The following is a 19212-nucleotide window of genomic DNA, read 5'->3' as shown; positions in this document are numbered from 1 at the left end:
GCTCCAAGTTGGCGAGGCCTACAAATAATCGGCCGGAACCGTCGATGCTGCCTATAGAGAAGTAACGATATTGGCCTCGTGATTGTTCGAAATTTTGTATTTAGAATCCAAATAGTTGTATTGACGGCTACTTGTAAGATTGCGCTGTAAGTTGGGAATGTAAGAGAAATCCTTATTATTGTTATTGATTGAACCTGCGGTGCGGCTGGGATATACCGTGATCATAATGACCGGCGAGTTTTTGTAATGAGCAGTACTCACAAGATCGGGTTTTTCGATGCCTACATCAACTTCCAGTACGTACACCATCATGTTGCTTGATGATCATGAGATGGTTAGGCAGGGGATCGAGCTGGGCCTGAGCAAGGAAGTCGACCTTGAGGTCATCGGTTCCTTCGGCACAGGCAAGGAATTATTGGAGGCGCTTGCCCGGCGGCCTGCTGATGTGGTGGTGATGGATTTTATCCTGGGGCCTTCAGACATCGATGGCCTCAGCCTGATCCAGACCCTGAGCCGACGTTTCAAGCAGTGCAAACCCATCGTCTTGTCATCCCACTACACACCGGCAACGGTGTTAATGACGTTGAAGGCCGGAAGTTGGGGAGTATTGGGCAAAACCCAGAAGTTGACGGAGTTGGTTGCAGCGATTCGAACAGTCGCCCAAGGGCGAATTTACCTGCAGCCCTGCATGTTGCCGGAACAGCAAGGCGCCCAACTTATTTTTGATGGGGGCGATATATCATCAACGCTGGGCGGGGGCGGTTCGCTCCCGACTAATGCCAGCCTCACACCCAAAGAACAGGAGGTGCTGCGTTGCTTTCTCGATGGCATGTCGGTGAGTTCAATTGCGGCAAAGTTTTCGCGCAGCGCCAGTACTATCAGTACGCAAAAACAATCGGCCTATCGGAAATTGGGCATCAAGACCGATAGCGAACTTTTCAAGTTCACTCAACAGTTTGGCAAGCCAGGATAGGCCGTGGCTGCCCAGCCTTAACCCGGGTTGTCCAGATAGCGCAGAGCGAACTGTTCCGTCGCCTGGCGGGCCGGTGCCAACAAGTGTGGCGCCACCAGCATCATGATCTGGTAGACCACCACCTGCACTTCACCTTCGCGATCGAGAACTCGCTGGTAATCGAGGGAAAACAACAGGGTCAGGGTGATTTGTTCCACCAACTGGCCCAGCGCCTGGGTACTGCTGACCAACTGTCCCGCCGCTTTCAACCGTGCCAGCAGTGAAGCCAGGGTGCGCTTGAGTGCCGTAAGCAGGCTGCGAATGCCCTTGGCCAGCTTCGGCAGGCGCCCGGCGAGGTTCGACAGGTCCTGGAACAGAAAGCGGTAGTGCGCCATGCGCTCGACGATCAGGTGCAGGAACAGCCAGTAATCTTCGGCCTCCAGTTGCGCGTTCGCGGGTGGATCGAGCAGCGGCGCCAGCTCACACTGAAAGCGTTCGAACAGCCCGAGCACCAGCGGCTCCTTGCCGTGGAAGTGGTAGTAGAGGTTGCCGGGGCTGATCCCCATTTCATTGGCCACCTCCATGGTCGACACGTTGGGCTCGCCCTTGCGGTTGAACAATTGCAGGGCACATTCAAGGATACGGTCGCGGGTCTTCATCCAGTCTTCTTAATGAGTTCGTAGAGCTCAGCGCACCCGCACATAAGTGCCCGGCGCCGCTTCCATCGGTGGGTAGTTCTGGTTGCCCAGGGCCGTGAGGGTTTCGTGTTGCACGCCCGAACGCTGCGTAATCCACTCCAGCCATTGCGGCCACCAACTGCCTTCGACGTGGTTGGCGTCGTAATACCAGGCGCGTGGGTCGCTGCTCAGCTTGGCGTTCTCGACGTAGTTGGCCTTGGGGTTGCCCGGCGGGTTGAGGATGCTCTGGATATGCCCGCTGTTGGACAGTACGAAGCGTCGCTCGCCGCCCAGCAATTGAGTCGAGCGATACACCGCGTCCCAGGGGGTGATGTGGTCGTTGATCCCGGCCACGCTGAAGCTGTCCACCGTGACCTTCTGTAAATCGATCGGCGTGCCACACACTTCCAGGCCGCCGGGGTGGCTCAACGGGTTGTGCTTGAAGAAATCCAGCAGGTCGCCGTGCAGCGCCGCAGGCAGGCGCGTGTTGTCGTTGTTCCAGTACAGGATGTCGAAGGCCGGTGGCTCCTTGCCCAGCAGGTAGTTGTTGATCCAGTAGTTCCAGATCAGATCGTTGGGGCGCATCCAGGCGAACACCTTGGCCATGTCACGACCGTCCAGCACGCCCTGTTGATAGGAGTGGCGTTTGGCGGCCTCCAGGGTTTGCTCATCGACAAACAGGGTAGCGGGACTATCGATCTGGCTGTCGAGCAGGCTGACCAGGTAAGTGGCGCTGGAGATGCGCCGTAGCTGGCGCTTGGCCTGCAAGTGGCCTTGCAGGGCGGCAATGGTCAGGCCACCGGCGCAGGCACCCATCAGGTTGACCTCTCGGGCCCCGGTGATTGCCCGGCACACATTGAGCGCTTCCTCCAGGGCCGCCACGTAGGTGGACAGGCCCCATTCGCGATGGCGCACATCCGGGTTGCGCCAGCTGATCATGAACGTCTGCAAACCGTTCTTCAGGGCGTACTGCACAAAGCTGTTGCCGGGGCTCAAGTCGAAGATGTAGTACTTGTTGATCTGCGGCGGCACGATCAACAGCGGCCTGGCGTACTGTTTTTCGCTCAAGGGCTTGTACTGGATCAGCTCCAGCAGCTCGTTGCGAAACACCACCGAGCCCGGCGTAGTGGCCACCGTCTTGCCCACTTCGAAGGCGTGCTTGCTCACCTGGCGCGGCAGGCCATTGTTGTGCAGCAGGTCTTCGAACAGGTTGCTCACACCGCGCACCACACTGTTGCCTCCGGAGTTCAGCAGTTCCTTGACGGCCAGTGGGTTGAGCAGGGTGTTGGAGGGTGAAACGGCGTCATTGATCAAGGAAAAGGCAAAGTGCGCGCGGGCGCGGTCATCGGCACTCAGGTGGCTGTCATCGATCCAGTGGCGCGTCTGCTGTTGCCAGCTCAGGTAGGCTTGCAGGCTGCGCCGGTAGAGCGGGTTGAGCTTCCAGGTGGGGTCGATGAAGCGGCTGTCGTTGGGGTTGGGCTCGTGCACGGTTTCGCCCAGCAGCACGCGCCCCAACTGGCCACCCAATGCCAGGGCATGACGGGCGGTATGCAGCGGGTTGCGCAAGCTGTGGGCCGCCACGCTGCGCAAGGTCGACAGCAGGTCTCGTCCCCTGAGACCGGTGATCGCATTTTGCGCGTTAATGAACGCAGCGGGGGTGGGCGCCGGGTTCGACACGGGTCTTTCTCGCATGAGCCAACACTCCTTGGTCAAGTCATCAAGCAGGCACGCCAATTCAGAACCATAGTCGGTTCCTGGGAAGTTGCGCGGCGGTGTGGTCCTTACACCGCGGGGCGCGGATGAATCACCGCGCGCAGGCGCTCCTCCTCGAGAAACTTCATGATGATTGGCGCCACGGCTTCGGCCCGAGTGATCAGGAACAGATGGCCGTCATCGATGATGTGCAACTGTGCGTTGGGGATGCGCCAGGCCAGCAGGCGCATATTGACCAGCGGGATCAGCGGGTCGTCGTCCCCCGCCAGTACCAGGGTCGGTTGGCGGATCTTGTGCAGCCAATGGATGCTGGTCCAACCCAGGCCGGCGAACAGCTGCCAGTAGTAACCCAGTTTGCCGGCCGAGCGCACTTTGCTGGCATGTTCGGCGGCGAGTTTGGCGTCGCGACGGAATGAACCGCCATAAATCATTGGCGCGATGCGTACTACGTGGGATGGCTGGATGTAACGGCGCGGGCTGGCCATCAGCCACAACACTTTTGGCTTACCCGGCACCATGACCGCACCCGCCGCCGTGGCCGCCAGGATCAGTTTCTTGCAGCGCTCCGGGTAGTCGTAGGCAAATTGCTGCGCCAGCGCCCCGCCCCAGGACACACCCACCACATTGACCTGGCCATAGTCGAGGTAATCGAGCATTCGTGCGGTGAGCTTGGCCAGGCCGGGAAAGCGATAGGGCACGCTGGGCGTTGAAGACCCTCCCACTCCAGGCACGTCGAAGGCGATCACTTCCAGGTCCGGGTCCAGCGCCTGGGCGAACGGAAACACCAGCTCGAGGTTGGCGCCGATGCCATTGAAGATCAGCAGCGGCGTCAAGTGAGGCTTGCCCGGGCGTACCGCCGTGCGGATGGTCTGGCCGTCCAGGTCGATGGTACGGAAGATGAACGGTTGCGGCATGCTCAAGCCCTGTGAAGTGGTGTCTCTGGAGTGCAGCCAATGTGGGGGGCAAGCGCCCTCCCACATTTGATCTCATTTCAATCTAGCGTTCATGTACGTAGGTGCCCGGCGCCGCTTCCGCCGCGGCGTAGGTTTTATTTCCGAGCGCTGTCGGGGCCTTCTTCAGTTTGCCTGCCCGGTCTGCCAGCCAACCCTGCCAATGCAGCCACCAGGAGTCGGTGTGCTTGGTCGCATTCTCCTGCCAGTCCAGAGCCTTGCCGGTCAGGCTGTCGCTGGTCTGGTAGCGCGCCTTGGGGTTGCCCGGCGGGTTGAGGATGCTCTGGATATGCCCGCTGCTGGACAGCACAAATTCGACTTTGCCACCAAACAGCTGCGCCGACTTGTAGCACGACTGCCACGGTGTGATGTGGTCGTTGGTGCCGGCCAGTGCGTAGATATCCGCGGTGACCTGCTTGAGGTCAATCGGCGTGCCGCACACTTCCAGTGCGTTGGCGCGCACCAGTGGGTTGTTCTTGAACAGTTCGATCAAGTCGCCGTGGAACGCGGCGGGCAAGCGCGTGGTGTCGTTGTTCCAGAACAGGATGTCGAACACGGGAGGCTCGTTGCCCAGCAGGTAGTTGTTGACCCAGTAATTCCAGATCAGGTCATTGGGGCGCATCCAGGCGAACACCTTGGCCATGTCGCGGCCTTCCAGCACGCCGGCCTGGTAGGAGTGGCGTTTGGCCGCTTCCAGGGTCTGTTCGTCGACGAACAGCGCCACCTGGGTGTCCAGGGCGGTGTCCAGCACGCTCACCAACAGGGTCAGGGCGTTGACCTTCTTCTCCCCCAGTGCCGCGTAATGGCCGAGCAGGGCGGTGCAGGTGATGCCGCCGGAGCAGGCGCCCAGCATGTTGACGTCCTTGCTGCCGGTGATCGCCGTAACCACATCCACCGCTTCCTTGAGCGCCTCGATGTAGGTGGACAGGCCCCATTCGCGCTGGGCCTTGGTCGGGTTGCGCCAACTGACGATGAACGTCTGCTGGCCATTGCGCAGGCAAAAGCGCGCCAGGCTCTTATCCGGGCTCAAGTCGAAGACATAGAATTTGTTGATCTGCGGCGGCACCACCAACAGAGGGCGCTCGTGCACTTGCTCGGTGATCGGCTTGTATTGGATCAGCTCCAGCACATCGTTGCGAAACACCACCGCGCCTTCACTGGTGCCCAGGGTCTTGCCCACTTCGAAAGCGCCCATATTGACCTGGCTCGGCATGCCGCCGTTGTGCACCAGGTCTTTGGCGAGATGGGAAAGACCGTCGAGCAGGCTTTTGCCGCCGGTTTCAAAGAAGCGTTTGACCGCCGCCGGGTTGGCCGCGCTGTTGGTGGGGGCCATGGCTTCGGTCATCAGGTTGATCACGAAGTGGCCGCGGCTGATGTCCTGTTCGGACAGGTTGCTGTCGCCGATCCAGTCGTGCAGTTCCTTGCGCCACGCCAGGTAGGTTTGCAGGTAGCGTTTATAGAGTGGGTTCTGGCTCCAGGCCGGGTCGTTGAAGCGACGGTCGTCGCTCTCGGGCGCCAGTTGGGATTTGCCGAACATCACGTTTTTCAATTCAACGCCGAAATGGGCGACGTGTTTGACGCTGTGCAACGGTTGCTTGATGGCTTGGGTCAACACCATCTTCGCCGAGGCCAATAAATCCTTTTTGCGTAACGCGATGATCGGGTTCAGCCCCAAGGTGTTTTCCGAGGCCTGGCGTTTCAAGTCATCGTTGTTCTTGTTACTCATCTACGACGCTCCATTGTCCGAAAGACGAGTACCGGGTACCGCTGTGCACCAGGTTTCGATACACAACACAAGCCAGGTACGCGACTCGGGTGACCGTTGATACCGCATCGTCAAATGCAGGGAACTTGCCAGTTCCATTGGTTACCCGAGTTTAATTTTTTTCGCAAGCGGGCCAATCGTTGGCCACGAGACAGGGCATTCAAGCAGATGGAATTAGAAAATGCTCTCTAAAGAGCCGCAGGCCTGAGCTAGAGCATCAGCCGCACGACCGACTCACTCGGGTCGCGGGTTTTCCCGGCGGCTTTGAGTTCCGCCAGATAATCGGCCCACAGTGCTTCCTGGCGTACAGCCAGTTGGTAGAGGTAGTCCCAAGTGAACAGTCCGCTGTCATGGCCGTCATCGAAGGTCAATTTCAGTGCGTACTGCCCGGCCGGCTCTACCTTGATCAGGCGCACGTTGAGTTTGCCGAATTGCAGGATGGGTTTGCCGTGGCCCTGGACCTCTGCGGAAGGCGAGTGGGTACGCAGCAGTTCGGCGGGCAACTGATAGACCTCATCGGGCCCGTAGGTGAGGCCGAGGGTGTTGGAGGTCTTGTGCAGGTTTACAGCAGTCGGGAATTTGGACATGGAAGATGATCCTGAATGAACCGGCCTCAAAATGTGGGAGGGGGCTTGCTCCCGATAGCGGTGCCTCAGTCAGTTTATCTGATACTGATACACCGCTATCGGGAGCAAGCCCCCTCCCACAATAAAGCAAAGCAGTCCTGAGCTGGGTCTACAGGATGTAGCGCGACAAGTCTTCGTTCTGCGCCAGTTCGCCCAAGTGGCTGTTGACGTAGTCGGCGTCGATCTTGATCAGCTCGCCGTTCTGCGCACCGGCCAGGTCACCCGCACTGAAGGACACTTCTTCCAGCAAACGCTCCAGCAGCGTATGCAGGCGGCGCGCACCGATGTTCTCGGTCTTCTCGTTGACCTGCCAGGCGATTTCGGCCAGGCGCTTGATGCCGTCCGGCTGGAACTCGATCCCCAGGCCCTCGGTTTTCAGCAACTCACGGTACTGCTCGGTGAGCGAGGCATGCGGCTCGCTGAGAATGCGTTCGAAGTCGCCCGGCGTCAGTGCCTTGAGTTCCACGCGAATCGGCAGGCGGCCTTGCAGCTCCGGCACCAGGTCGCTGGGTTTGCTCAGGTGGAAAGCACCGGAAGCGATAAACAGGATGTGGTCGGTCTTGACCATCCCCAGCTTGGTGTTCACGGTGCAGCCTTCGATCAGCGGCAGCAGGTCGCGCTGTACACCTTCGCGGGATACATCGACACCGCCCGCGTTACCGCGCTTGGCCACCTTGTCGATCTCATCGATAAACACGATACCGTGCTGCTCGACGGCTTCCAGGGCCTTGGCCTTGAGTTCTTCCTCGTTCACCAGGCGACCGGCTTCTTCGTCGCGCACCAGTTTCAGTGCTTCCTTCACCTTGAGCTTGCGGCTTTTCTTCTTGCCCTTGCCCATATTGGCGAACAGGTTCTGCAACTGGCTGGTCATTTCTTCCATGCCAGGCGGGGCCGAGATGTCGACGCCGGAGATTTCGGCGACTTCGATCTCGATTTCCTTGTCGTCCAGTTGGCCTTCACGCAGGCGCTTGCGGAACAGCTGGCGCGTGTTGGAGTCCGAGGCCGGTGCGGCGTCTTCGTTGAAACCCATGCGTGCCGGCGGCAGCAGCGCGTCGAGGATGCGCTCTTCGGCGGCGTCTTCGGCACGATGGCTGACCTTGGTCATCTCCTGCTCGCGCAGCAGCTTCAAGGCCGCGTCGGCCAGGTCACGAATGATCGACTCGACGTCGCGGCCCACATAGCCCACTTCGGTGAACTTGGTGGCTTCGACCTTGATGAAGGGGGCGTTGGCCAACTTGGCCAGGCGACGGGCGATCTCGGTTTTACCGACGCCGGTCGGGCCGATCATCAGGATGTTCTTCGGCGTTACTTCAACGCGCAGTTCTTCGGGCAGTTGCATCCGGCGCCAGCGGTTACGCAGCGCAATGGCAACGGCGCGCTTGGCATCGTCCTGGCCGATGATATGGCGGTTAAGTTCATGGACGATTTCGCGGGGAGTCATGGACATAGTGTTTGGCGGCCTCAAGCGCAAGTAAGCCTGCGGCTTACTCGGCGAGGTCCTGCTCCTCAATGGTCTGGTTGTGGTTGGTGAACACGCAGATATCGCCGGCGATACCCAGGGCGGTTTCGACGATTTCCCGGGCCGACAGGTCGGTTTTCTTCAGCAGTGCGCTGGCTGCCGCCTGGGCGTAGCCGCCACCGGAACCCATGGCGATCAGGCCATGTTCAGGCTCAACCACATCGCCGTTACCGGTGATGATCAGGGACGCGTCTTTGTTGGCAACGGCCAGCATGGCTTCCAGGCGGCTGAGGGAGCGGTCGGTGCGCCATTCTTTGGCGAGTTCGACGGCGGCGCGAACGAGATGGCCCTGGTGTTTTTCCAGCTGGCCTTCGAAGCGCTCGAAGAGGGTGAAGGCATCGGCGGTAGCGCCGGCAAAGCCTGCGAGAACCTGGCCGTGGTACAGGCGGCGCACTTTCTTCGCGTTGCCTTTCATCACGGTATTACCCAGGGAAACCTGGCCGTCGCCGCCCATGACGACTTTGCCGTGGCGACGTACTGAAACGATGGTGGTCAAGGGGAGAGTCTCCACGCAGCGGGGCGAAAATGCCCTGATGGAAACTCATATGGGGGTGACGAGGAGGATTTCAACCGTAGGGGGGTGTGGCGGACGAGTGGTGTTTATTGGTCTGACGCACACTCGAGAACACTGCAAAAGCAAATGTGGGAGGGGGCTTGCCCCCGATGGCAATGGATCAGCCAGCAAATCTGGTACTGATACACCGCTATCGGGAGCAAGCCCCCTCCCACATTCTTGATCAGCGGCTCTGGCGTTGTTGTAACAGCAGGTTACTAAACCCGGCGCCAGCCAATTGCTTCTGTGCCACGGTCAGTTGCTCACGGTTGCTGAACGGGCCTACCAGCACGCGATACCAGGTCGCATCCTTCACCGTGCCGGACTCTACCGTCACCGCCTGGCCCAACAGAATGATCTGTGCACGCACGCGATCGGCATCCGCCTGTTTCGGGAACGAGCCCGCCTGCAGGAAGAACTTGGTCACCGGCGCGGCCTTGGTGGTGGCGACCGGTGGCGGCGGTGGCGGGGTGATGCCGGCCAGCGCGGCCTGGGCGCGTGCGGTGTCGATCTTCGCCGCTTCCGCAGGCGTTACCGGGGTGGTCGGCACTTGTGGCGTCGGCAGGGTTTTCTCCGGCACGGCGTCGGGCGGCACGATCACTTCCGATTCCGGCAGCAGCGTGTAGAAGTCGTACTTTGGCTTCACCGGTGCGGTCGGGCTCGGCGCCGTCTTGTTGGCTTCGGCTATTTTCGTGGCCTTCTGCTGCTCTTGCTTGACGCGTTTTACGTCATCGCCTTTGCCCGGCTCCAGCTTCATCAGGATCACGACAAACGCACCGACCGCCAGGCCGATGGCCATCCACAGCCAACCCGGAATAGGTTTCTTCGCCGGAGCCTGGTAGCGGCTGGCGCCGCGCTTGGGGGCGGGTTTTTTCTTGGCAGCCAACTTACATACGCTCCAGAGTTTCCAGGCCCAAGAGTTCCAGGCCTTGCTTGAGGGTCCGTCCAGCCAGTGCGGCGAGGCGCAGGCGGCTTTGCTTTTGAGCTTCGTCGTCGGCGCTCAGGATCGGGCAATTCTCATAGAAGCTGGAGAACAGGCCGGCCACTTCGTACAAGTAAGTGCAGAGGATGTGGGGCGTGCCTTTTTCGCCAACGCTGTTGAGCACTTCACCGAATTGCGCAAGCTTGGCCGCCAGCTCTTGTTCCTGCGGTGCGGCGAGCACGATCTGGCCTTCGACTTCGCTGAAGTCCTTGCCCAGCTTGCGGAATACGCCGGCTACGCGAGTGTAGGCATACAGCAGGTAAGGGGCGGTGTTGCCTTCGAAGTTGAGCATCAGATCGAAGTTGAAGCTGTAGTCGCTGGTGCGGTGCTTGGACAGGTCGGCGTACTTCACCGCCCCGATGCCCACCACGCGGGCGATGTTGCGCAGGTCGGCCTCGGCCAGTTCCGGGTTCTTTTCTTTCACCAGGTTGTAGGCACGCTCCTGGGCTTCGGTCAGCAGGTCGATCAGCTTCACGGTGCCGCCGTCGCGGGTCTTGAACGGGCGGCCATCGGCGCCGTTCATGGTGCCGAAGCCCATGTGTTCCATTTCCATCGGGTGCGTCACGAACCCGGCCTTGCGCGCCACCGCGAAGACCTGCTGGAAGTGCAGGGCCTGGCGCTGGTCGACGAAGTACAGCGCACGGTCAGCCTTGAGCTTGCCGCTGCGGTAGCGTACGGCAGCCAGGTCGGTGGTGGCGTAGAGGTAGCCACCATCGGCCTTGACGATGATCACCGGCAGCGGCTCGCCTTCGGCGTTTTTGAATTCGTCGAGGAACACGCATTGGGCACCGTTGCTTTCGACCAGCATGCCTGCGGCCTTCAAGTCGTTGACCACGTTGATCAGGTCATCGTTGTAGGCGCTTTCGCCCATCACGTCGGCCATCGTCAACTTGACGTTGAGCAGTTCGTAGATCTTCTGGCAGTGGGACAGCGAGATGTCCTTGAACCGGGTCCACAGTGCCAGGCACTCGGCGTCGCCGGCTTGCAGCTTGACTACCAGGCCGCGGGCGCGGTCGGCGAACTCTTCGGATTCGTCGAAGCGCTTCTTGGCGGCGCGGTAAAAGTTTTCCAGGTCCGACAGTTCGTCGCTGGTGATCGGGTTTTCCTGCAGGTAAGCCATCAGCATGCCGAACTGGGTGCCCCAGTCGCCGACGTGGTTCTGGCGAATCACTTCATCACCGAGAAACTCCAGGACCCGCGCTACGCCGTCGCCGATGATGGTCGAGCGCAAGTGGCCGACGTGCATCTCTTTGGCCAGGTTGGGGGCCGACAGATCGACCACGGTGCGCTGCGCCGGGCCGGCCTTGCGTGCGCCCACGTGAGCATCGGCCAGTGCCGCGTCGAGACGACTGGCCAGGGCCTGGGTGTTCTGGAAGAAGTTGATGAAGCCAGGGCCTGCGATTTCGGCCTTGGTGACACTCTCGTCGGCAGGCAGCGCGGCGATGATCTTTTCTGCCAGGTCGCGTGGTTTCATGCCCGCAGGCTTGGACAGCATCATCGCGATGTTGCTGGCGAAGTCGCCGTGGGTCTTGTCGCGGGTGTTCTCCACCTGGATCGCCGGCGTCAAGCCTTCAGGCAACACACCTTCGTCGACGAGTTGGGTGAGGGCTTGTTGGATCAGCTGGCGAATGGTGTCTTTCATGGTGTTCTCTTTCGACCGCAAGCGGCGGCGCGCGAAGCGCAGGTGGAAAAACTGGGCATTATCCGTGGCGAGGGCGGGCTTGCCAACCTTCGAAGGTCCTTCACGGACGATTAACCTGTGGCAGGGGCTTCAATACAAATCTACCGGGTCCACATCCAACGACCATCGCACCTGCCGGCCACTGGGCATTTGCTCCAGGGCAAGCAACCAGCTACTTAATAGCCGATGCAGGGGCGCGCGGGACGTCGCCTGCAAGAGTAGCTGGGCGCGATAGCGCCCGGCGCGGCGCTCCATGGGGGCAGGCACCGGGCCGAGCAATTCGATGCCGGTCAGACCCAGTTCGCCCAATAAACGTTCGGCGAGGCTGCACGCCTCATCGAGAAAACCTTCGGCCTGGCCCGGTTTGTGTGCTTCAGCCCGCAACAAGGCCAGGTGGGCGAACGGCGGCAGACCGGCGGCGCGGCGTTCGCTGAGCGCCTGTTCGGCGAAGGCAAAGTAACCTTCTTCCGTCAGCTGGATCAGCAGCGGATGGTCGGCCAAGTGGGTCTGGATAATCACCTTGCCTGGCTCTTCGGCGCGCCCGGCCCGGCCTGCGACTTGTACGATCAACTGCGCCATGCGCTCACTGGCGCGGAAGTCGCCGGAGAACAGTCCGCCATCGGCATCCAGGATCGACACCAGCGTCACCCGTGGAAAGTGATGCCCCTTGGCGAGCATCTGAGTGCCGATCAGGATGCACGGCTGGCCCTTCTGGATGGTGGCGAACAGCTGGTTCATGGCGTCTTTACGCGAGGTGCTGTCGCGGTCGACCCGCAGCACCGGGTAATCCGGGAACAGAATCCCCAGGCGTTCCTCGGCGCGCTCGGTGCCGGCGCCCACCGGGCGCAGGTCCACCTTGCCGCACTGGGGGCAGTGGCGCGGCACCCGTTCCACGTGGCCACAGTGGTGGCAGCGCAGCTCGCCGTAGCGCTGGTGCACGGTCATGCGCGCATCGCAGCGCTCGCACTCGGACATCCAGCCGCAATCGTGGCACAGCAGCGTCGGCGCAAAGCCCCGACGGTTGAGAAATACCAGAACCTGTTGGCCGGCGGCGAGTGTCTGTCCGATGGCTTGTTGCATCGGCCCGGAAATGCCGCTGTCCAGTGGCCGGCTTTTTACGTCCAGGCGCAGGAAGCGCGGTTGTTTGGCGCCACCGGCGCGCTCGTTGAGGCGCAGCAGGCCGTAACGGCCGGTGTAAGCGTTGTGCAGGCTCTCCAGTGAGGGCGTGGCGGAACCCAGCACGATAGGAATGTCTTCCTGGCGCGCTCGCACCAGCGCGAGGTCGCGGGCGTGATAGCGCAAGCCTTCCTGCTGTTTATAGGAGCCGTCATGCTCCTCGTCGACGATGATCAACCCGGGGTTCTTCATCGGCGTGAACAGCGCCGAGCGGGTGCCGATAATGATGTCGGCCTCGCCGTCGCACGCAGCCAGCCAGGACTCCAGGCGCTCACGGTCATTGACTGCCGAGTGCACTAGGGCGATACGGGCGTTGAAGCGCTGTTCGAAACGCGCCAGGGTTTGCGGGCCGAGGTTGATCTCGGGGATCAACACCAGGGCCTGTTTGCCGGCTTGCAGGGTTTCGCGGATCAACTGCAAATAGACTTCGGTCTTGCCGCTGCCGGTGACGCCGGCCAGCAGGAACGCGTGGAAGCTATCGAAGCCTGCCCGAATGGCTTCATAAGCCGCCCGTTGTTCAGTGTTCAGCGGCAGTTCGGGCTGGGCCAGCCAGTGTTCATGGCGTGGATCGGGGGCGTGCTTGCGGATTTCCACCTGCACCAGGCCCTTGGCCAGCAGCAGGTCGAGGCTGTCTTTGCTGAGCATCAGCTTGCTCAGTAACGGATGCGCCACCCCATGGGGATGCTGGGCCAACGTGGCCAGGGCTTCACGCTGACGCGGCGCGCGGGCGATGCGCGGGTCGTCGAGGCGTGCGCCGGGGACTATCGACCAGAAGCGCTCCTGGCGAGCCTCCGCCAGTTCGCCTTGGCGCAGCAACACCGGCAGTGCCCAGCTCAAGGTATCGCCGAGGCTGTGTTGGTAGTACTGGGCGGTCCACAGGCACAGCTTGAACAGCGCGGGCGGCAGTGGGGCAGTGGCGTCGAGGATGGCCAGGGCCGGCTTGAGCTTTTCGGCGGGGACTTCGCTGTGGTCGGCGATTTCCACCAGGATCCCGATCATTTCCCGCCGCCCGAACGGTACGCGCACGCGCATGCCTGGCTGCAACTGCGCACGTGATACGCCGGCCGGGGCCCGGTAGTCGAACAGGCGGCGCAGGGGCGAGGGCAGGGCTAGGCGCAAAATGGCGTCGGGCACGCGGGGAGTCTCATATAAAGGCAGGCGGTGGCGCAGGTGCGGGAGCCTAGCAGACAGGCGAGGGCTTGGGGTAGCCGATGGTTTTCTGATGAAAGGCCGGCTTGCGCCACCGGCACCGCTTGCGCGATTAAAAAGGTCTGGTACAATCCGCGGCCTAATTACGTGCGGTATTCGACAATAGTGTCGAGTGGCGGCACGCTAGCCCGAGGAAGTGCCATGAAAGCCGATATCCATCCAGCGTACGAAACCATCGAAGTTACCTGCAGCTGCGGCAACAAGTTCGAAACCCGTTCGAACCTGTGCAAGCCACTGGGTACTGACGTATGCAACGAGTGCCACCCGTTCTACACCGGTAAGCAGAAGACTCTGGACACCGGCGGCCGTGTACAGCGCTTCGCAGATCGCTTTGGTGCTTTCGGTGCCAAAAAGGCCTAAGGCCGATCAACTTGGGAGGCCGTTACGGTTTTTCCATGCTGATGAAAAAGGCGTCCCTTGTGGGCGCCTTTTTTGTGCCCGGGATTTGGCTGTCGGCCGCGCAGGCCGAGGCCTACTGCCCGGCGCCGACGTCGCTGGCCCAAGTCGAAGTGCAACGCGTGGTGGATGGCGATACGGTGCACCTCAAGGATGGTCGCCGTGTACGCATGATCGGCCTCAATACGCCGGAGACCGGCAAGCGAGGCCGCACCGACGAACCTCTTGCCGTCGCCGCGCGCCAGCGCTTGCAGGCATTGGTGACGGCCAGTGGCGGGCGAGTCGGTCTGGTGGCGGGGCGCGAGAGCAAAGACCGTTATGGACGGACCCTGGCTCACCTCTATGGTGCCGACGGTGAGAACCTGGAGGCGCAGTTACTAGCCGAGGGGCTTGGGTTTCAAGTCGGTGTGGCGCCCAACACCGATCTGGTCGCTTGCCAGCAAGCCGCCGAAGACGCCGCCCGCCGGGCGCGGCTGGGCCTATGGCGGCAATCACCCGTGCAATCGGTAACGCAACTCACGCGATCCGGCTTTGCCCTGGTCAGCGGCCGGGTGAGCAAGATTGAGCGCAATCGCGGCGGAATCTGGATTGAATTACAGGGCGCACTGGTATTACGCATTGCACCTGATCAAGCCCATCAGTTCGATAGCGCCCTGCTCAATGGTCTGCAAGGCCGGACCATCGAGGCGCGAGGCTGGTTGCAGGATCGCTCCAGGCGCGGCGCTGTGAAAAGCAGTCAGGCGCGCTGGCTTCTACCCTTGACTGACCCCAGCATGTTCAAATTGGCATCTTGAGAAAAAATTGTAGACATTTTTAATGTCGATTGTGAACAGTTAAGCCCTTGTATCCCGTGGCTCTTGGCCGAAAGTCGTAGCGTACGGCCCTTGACACCTGTGACTGCCCAGTCTTGTAGGGGCTTTACGACACGAGTATCCTCGGCGGTCCGTCGACCAACAGTAAAAGCGGAATGCCGATATGTCTGATTTGAAAACTGCCGCTCTCGAATATCATGCCCATCCTCGTCCAGGAAAGCTGAGTGTAGAGCTCACCAAAGCCACTGCCACCGCCCGCGACCTGTCGCTGGCCTACAGCCCAGGTGTTGCCGAGCCCGTACGTGAAATCGCCCGCGATCCCGAACTGGCGTACAAGTACACCGGCAAAGGCAACCTGGTTGCAGTGATTTCCGATGGCACCGCGATTCTTGGCCTGGGTAACCTCGGCCCATTGGCGTCCAAGCCAGTCATGGAAGGTAAGGGCGTGTTGTTCAAGCGCTTCGCCGGCATCGACGTTTTCGACATCGAAGTCGATTCCGAAAGCCCGCAGGCTTTCATCGACACCGTTAAGCGCATTTCCATCACGTTCGGTGGCATCAACCTGGAAGACATCAAGGCACCTGAGTGCTTTGAGATCGAAAAGGCCTTGATCGAACAATGTGATATCCCGGTATTCCACGATGACCAGCACGGCACCGCGATCGTTACCGCGGCCGGTATGATCAACGCCCTGGAAATCGCCGGCAAGACCCTGGCTGATGCCAAGATCGTTTGCCTGGGCGCCGGCGCTGCGGCCATCTCCTGCATGAAGTTGCTGGTGAGCATGGGCGCCAAGCTGGAAAACATCTTCATGGTCGACAGCAAGGGCGTCGTTCAGTCCGAGCGTACCGACCTGAACCAGTACAAGGCGATGTTTGCCCACGCTACCGACAAACGTACCCTGGCTGACGCCCTGAACGGTGCAGACGTGTTTGTTGGCCTGTCCGGCCCGAACCTGCTGAGCGCCGAAGGCCTGAAGTCCATGGCGGCCAACCCGATCGTGTTCGCCTGCTCCAACCCGGACCCGGAAATCTCCCCGGAACTGGCGCACGCCACCCGTAACGACGTGATCATGGCTACCGGTCGTTCGGACTACCCGAACCAGGTCAACAACGTACTGGGCTTCCCGTTCATCTTCCGTGGTGCCCTGGACGTTCGCGCCAAGCGCATCAACGAAGAGATGAAAGTGGCTGCTGCCAACGCCCTGCGTGAACTGGCCAAGCTGCCGGTACCTCAGGAAGTGTGTGACGCCTACGGCGGCATCAAGTTGGAATTCGGCCGTGAGTACATCATTCCCAAGCCAATGGATAAGCGCCTGATCACCCTGATCTCCGATGCCGTGGCCAAGGCCGCCATCGAGACTGGCGTGGCAACCCTGCCGTATCCGAAGCACTACCCGCTCAAAAGCGTGGATGATGTGTTCAACGGCTAAGCCGTTGTAGCGCATCAACAAAAAGCCCCGGCTCTCGCGAGTCGGGGCTTTTTTGTGGCTCAAAGGTGGAGTTGTAAGTCGCCGTTTGTAGGAGCGAGCTTGCTCGCGAAAAACGTCAACGATTACGCGTGTTGCCTGAATAAACGCGGCGTCTATGAGTTTTTCGCGAGCAAGCTCGCTCCTACAAAGTCTTCATGGCCAGCCCCTCATGGGTTAGAACAGATCGATCGGCGCGCCTTCATCCGCCGGCAGTGGGCTGCCTGGGGCGACGCCATTACCCAGCTCGTTGACCGACGGCGGCGTGTCTTCGCTCTTGAACAGTTCGAAGTACGCATTCGGCGTGCTAGGCGAGGCCGCACGGCCGCTGATCGGATCGATCCGCAGGCTGAGGATACCTTCTGGTTCGGCTTGAGTGTGCAACGGCTTGTCCTTCAAGGCGGCGCCCATGTAGCTCATCCAGATCGGCAGCGCCACGGTACCGCCGAATTCACGGCGGCCCAGGCTTTCCGGCTGGTCATAGCCCGTCCACACGGTGGTCACGTAATCAGCGTTGTAGCCTGAGAACCAGGCGTCCTTGGATTCGTTGGTGGTACCGGTCTTGCCCGCAAGATCCGCACGGCCCAAGGCCAGCGCACGACGGCCGGTGCCCTTCTTGATCACGTCCTCAAGGATGCTGTTGAGGATGTAAGTGGTGCGGCCATCCACCACGCGCGGCGCAACGGCAGGTGCCTGAGGTTCGGCCGGTGCCGCAGTGCTGGCGACGGGCGCAGCACCTGGGGTTGGCTCGATGGTGATACCGCCATTGCCGGGGGCCGCGATGCCGTCCGGGGCGGCCACGCCATTGACGACATCACCCGGCACGCGTGGCGGGTTGGCAGTGAACAGGGTGTCGCCATTGCGGCTTTCGACCTTGTCGATCAGGTATGGCGTGATCTTGTAGCCACCGTTGGCAAAGGTGCTCCAGCCGGTAGCGATCTCCATTGGCGTAAGCGTGGCGGTGCCCAGGGCCAGGGACAGGTTCGGTGGCAGGTCCGACTTGTTGAAGCCAAAGCGCGTGATGTAGTCGATCGTCTTGCCGACGCCCATTGCCTGCAGCAGGCGGATCGACACCAGGTTACGCGACTTGTACAACGCCTCGCGCACGCGGATCGGGCCGAGGAAGGTATTGGTGTCGTTCTTCGGGCGCCAGACCTTGTCCAGGTACTCGTCGACGAACACGATCGGTGCATCGTTGACCAGGCTGGCGGCGGTGTAGCCGTTGTCCAGCGCGGCGCTGTAGATAAATGGCTTGAAGCTCGAACCCGGCTGGCGCTTGGCCTGAGTGGCGCGGTTGTAGTTGCTCTGCTCGAAGGCAAAGCCGCCGACCAGGGCGCGGATTGCACCGTTCTGCGGGTCCAGGGATACCAGCGCGCCTTGCGCCACCGGCACCTGGCTGAACTTGAGGCTGTCATCCTTCTGGCGTTGCACGCGGATCAAGTCACCCACCTGAGCCACGTCCGACGGTTGCTTGGGCATCGGGCCCATGCTGTTGGTGTTCAGGAACGGGCGCGCCCACTTCATGCTGTCCCACGCCACATGTGCTTCGCCGGTGCGCGTCAGGACTTGCACGCCATCTTTCTTCACCTGGGTGACGATGGCCGGCTCCAGGCCGCTGATCGTGCGTTGCTTGCCCAATTCTGCGGTCCAGGCGCTCAGGGTCTTGCCGGGCAGGCGCGACTCGGGGCCACGGTAGCCGTGACGTTGATCGTAGGTGATCAGGCCCTCATGTACCGACTGGTTGGCGATTTCCTGCAGGTTGCTCGGCACGGTCGTGGTGACGCGGAAACCTTCGGTATACGCGTCGCTGCCATAACGGCCGACCATTTCGGCACGGGCCATTTCGGCGATGTACGGAGCGTTCACTTCCGGCGTCGGCACGTGGTAACTGGCGTTCAGCGGCTCGGCCACGGCACTTTCGTAAGCGGCCTGGTCGATCTTGCCCAGCTTGTACATGCGGCCCAGGATCCAGTCGCGACGCTCTTTGCTGCGCGCCGGGTTGGCCAGAGGGTTGAAGCGCGACGGGGCCTTCGGCAGGCCGGCGATCATGGCCATCTGCGCCAGGCTGGCGTCACGAATCGACTTGCCGTAGTAGACCTGGGAAGCCGCCTCGATCCCGTAGGCACGATTGCCCAGGTAGATCTTGTTGACGTACAGCTCGAGGATCTCATCCTTGGTCAACTGACGTTCGATTTGCAGGGCCAGCAGGATCTCGGTGGCCTTGCGCGAAAAACTGCGCTCGCTGGTAAGGAAGAAGTTCTTCGCCACCTGCATGGTGATGGTGCTGCCACCGGATTGAATGTGTCCGCTTTTGACTAGCTGTGTGGCCGCACGTACCAGGCTGCTGGGGTCGACACCGTAGTGGTTGGCGAAATTATCGTCTTCCGCCGACAGCAGCGCGCTGATGAAATTGGGTGGAATGTCGGCGAAACGGATAGGGGTGCGGCGCATTTCGCCGAACTCCGCGATCAGTTTTTCATCGCTGCTGTAGACCCGCAAAGGAATCTGCAACTGGATACTTCTGAGCGCCTCTACGGAGGGCAAACCCGGACTAAGGTAGAGGTAGGCACCGCTGAGTACGAGCAGCAGCCCGCAGACGATCGCGACAATGGAGTACCCGAAAAACTTCAGCAGACGAATCAAGGCTTTTGGATTTCCAGAGAAAAGAATGGGTTACGCGTCGGGGCATGCATGGCAAACGATGGATCGACCCGAGCTGCAGATAAAAAGCGG

General features: G+C 61.0%; 15 protein-coding genes. 4 read left to right on the top strand and 11 right to left on the bottom strand.

From position 1 onward, the window contains the following. Positions 1-277: 277 nt before the first annotated feature. Positions 278-973, top strand: coding sequence for a response regulator transcription factor (locus MJP36_RS00120; RefSeq protein WP_244384561.1), 696 nt, complete (start codon positions 278-280; stop codon positions 971-973). Positions 974-990: 17 nt separating this feature from the next. Here MJP36_RS00120 and MJP36_RS00115 read toward each other — a convergent pair whose 3' ends face one another. The 10 genes from MJP36_RS00115 to MJP36_RS00070 form a co-directional block, all read right to left on the bottom strand. Then, positions 991-1611: a TetR/AcrR family transcriptional regulator gene (locus MJP36_RS00115; RefSeq protein WP_060754549.1), complete on the bottom strand. Its 621-nt coding sequence runs from the start codon at positions 1609-1611 to the stop codon at positions 991-993. Positions 1612-1638: 27 nt separating this feature from the next. Next, positions 1639-3321: a class II poly(R)-hydroxyalkanoic acid synthase gene (phaC, locus tag MJP36_RS00110; protein ID WP_244384560.1), complete on the bottom strand. Its 1683-nt coding sequence runs from the start codon at positions 3319-3321 to the stop codon at positions 1639-1641. An 89-nt stretch (positions 3322-3410) separates the two neighbouring features. Beyond that, positions 3411-4256: a poly(3-hydroxyalkanoate) depolymerase gene (gene phaZ, locus MJP36_RS00105; protein ID WP_060754547.1), complete on the bottom strand. Its 846-nt coding sequence runs from the start codon at positions 4254-4256 to the stop codon at positions 3411-3413. Between the two features lie 82 nt (positions 4257-4338). Next, positions 4339-6018 carry a class II poly(R)-hydroxyalkanoic acid synthase gene (gene phaC, locus MJP36_RS00100; RefSeq protein ID WP_060754546.1) on the bottom strand — a complete coding sequence of 560 codons (1680 nt, stop codon included), beginning with the start codon at positions 6016-6018 and terminating at the stop codon, positions 4339-4341. Positions 6019-6266: 248 nt separating this feature from the next. Continuing rightward, entirely contained in the window at positions 6267-6644 is a 378-nt protein-coding gene (locus MJP36_RS00095) for a gamma-butyrobetaine hydroxylase family protein (RefSeq protein ID WP_053253945.1), read from the bottom strand. Positions 6645-6792: 148 nt separating this feature from the next. Then, positions 6793-8130 carry an ATP-dependent protease ATPase subunit HslU gene (hslU, locus tag MJP36_RS00090; protein WP_060755212.1) on the bottom strand — a complete coding sequence of 446 codons (1338 nt, stop codon included), beginning with the start codon at positions 8128-8130 and terminating at the stop codon, positions 6793-6795. A 37-nt stretch (positions 8131-8167) separates the two neighbouring features. Next, positions 8168-8698, bottom strand: a complete 531-nt coding sequence (gene hslV / locus MJP36_RS00085) for an ATP-dependent protease subunit HslV (protein WP_003171209.1) — start codon at positions 8696-8698, stop codon at positions 8168-8170. 241 nt (positions 8699-8939) lie between these two features. Next, complete coding sequence (locus MJP36_RS00080; protein WP_016972721.1) at positions 8940-9641, bottom strand: SPOR domain-containing protein; 702 nt, start codon at positions 9639-9641, stop codon at positions 8940-8942. A 1-nt stretch (position 9642) separates the two neighbouring features. Continuing rightward, complete coding sequence (argS, locus tag MJP36_RS00075; RefSeq protein ID WP_198760840.1) at positions 9643-11379, bottom strand: arginine--tRNA ligase; 1737 nt, start codon at positions 11377-11379, stop codon at positions 9643-9645. A gap of 129 nt (positions 11380-11508) precedes the next feature. Next, positions 11509-13728 (bottom strand): primosomal protein N', encoded by a 2220-nt coding sequence (locus tag MJP36_RS00070; RefSeq protein WP_244384559.1) that lies wholly within the window; start codon positions 13726-13728, stop codon positions 11509-11511. 216 nt (positions 13729-13944) lie between these two features. On the opposite strand from MJP36_RS00070, the gene rpmE reads away from it, so the two are divergent. The 3 genes from rpmE to MJP36_RS00055 all read left to right on the top strand — a co-directional run bounded on the left by rpmE (position 13945) and on the right by MJP36_RS00055 (position 16443). Then, the gene (gene rpmE / locus MJP36_RS00065; protein ID WP_010213765.1) at positions 13945-14163 is read left to right on the top strand and encodes a 50S ribosomal protein L31; all 219 of its coding nucleotides are present in this window, start codon (positions 13945-13947) and stop codon (positions 14161-14163) included. Between the two features lie 35 nt (positions 14164-14198). After that, positions 14199-14993 carry a thermonuclease family protein gene (locus MJP36_RS00060; RefSeq protein WP_244384558.1) on the top strand — a complete coding sequence of 265 codons (795 nt, stop codon included), beginning with the start codon at positions 14199-14201 and terminating at the stop codon, positions 14991-14993. A 181-nt stretch (positions 14994-15174) separates the two neighbouring features. Beyond that, complete coding sequence (locus tag MJP36_RS00055; RefSeq protein WP_060755208.1) at positions 15175-16443, top strand: malic enzyme-like NAD(P)-binding protein; 1269 nt, start codon at positions 15175-15177, stop codon at positions 16441-16443. A 213-nt stretch (positions 16444-16656) separates the two neighbouring features. On the opposite strand, the gene MJP36_RS00050 is transcribed toward MJP36_RS00055, so the two are convergent. Beyond that, positions 16657-19119, bottom strand: coding sequence for a penicillin-binding protein 1A (locus MJP36_RS00050; protein ID WP_411985341.1), 2463 nt, complete (start codon positions 19117-19119; stop codon positions 16657-16659). Positions 19120-19212 lie beyond the last annotated feature (93 nt).

Source organism: Pseudomonas palleroniana (assembly GCF_022836895.1).
Taxonomy (GTDB): domain Bacteria; phylum Pseudomonadota; class Gammaproteobacteria; order Pseudomonadales; family Pseudomonadaceae; genus Aquipseudomonas; species Aquipseudomonas palleroniana.
Note: the sequence above shows the minus strand (reverse complement) of the source record. Positions and strands in the feature narration are given on the sequence as shown.

Coding starts and splice junctions, on each gene's coding strand:
- MJP36_RS00120 (WP_244384561.1), top strand. CDS start 278: ATGCCTACATCAACTTCCAGTACGTACACCATCATGTTGCTTGATGAT.
- MJP36_RS00115 (WP_060754549.1), bottom strand. CDS start 1,611: ATGAAGACCCGCGACCGTATCCTTGAATGTGCCCTGCAATTGTTCAAC.
- phaC (WP_244384560.1), bottom strand. CDS start 3,321: ATGCGAGAAAGACCCGTGTCGAACCCGGCGCCCACCCCCGCTGCGTTC.
- phaZ (WP_060754547.1), bottom strand. CDS start 4,256: ATGCCGCAACCGTTCATCTTCCGTACCATCGACCTGGACGGCCAGACC.
- phaC (WP_060754546.1), bottom strand. CDS start 6,018: ATGAGTAACAAGAACAACGATGACTTGAAACGCCAGGCCTCGGAAAAC.
- MJP36_RS00095 (WP_053253945.1), bottom strand. CDS start 6,644: ATGTCCAAATTCCCGACTGCTGTAAACCTGCACAAGACCTCCAACACC.
- hslU (WP_060755212.1), bottom strand. CDS start 8,130: ATGTCCATGACTCCCCGCGAAATCGTCCATGAACTTAACCGCCATATC.
- argS (WP_198760840.1), bottom strand. CDS start 11,379: ATGAAAGACACCATTCGCCAGCTGATCCAACAAGCCCTCACCCAACTC.
- rpmE (WP_010213765.1), top strand. CDS start 13,945: ATGAAAGCCGATATCCATCCAGCGTACGAAACCATCGAAGTTACCTGC.
- MJP36_RS00060 (WP_244384558.1), top strand. CDS start 14,199: ATGCTGATGAAAAAGGCGTCCCTTGTGGGCGCCTTTTTTGTGCCCGGG.
- MJP36_RS00055 (WP_060755208.1), top strand. CDS start 15,175: ATGTCTGATTTGAAAACTGCCGCTCTCGAATATCATGCCCATCCTCGT.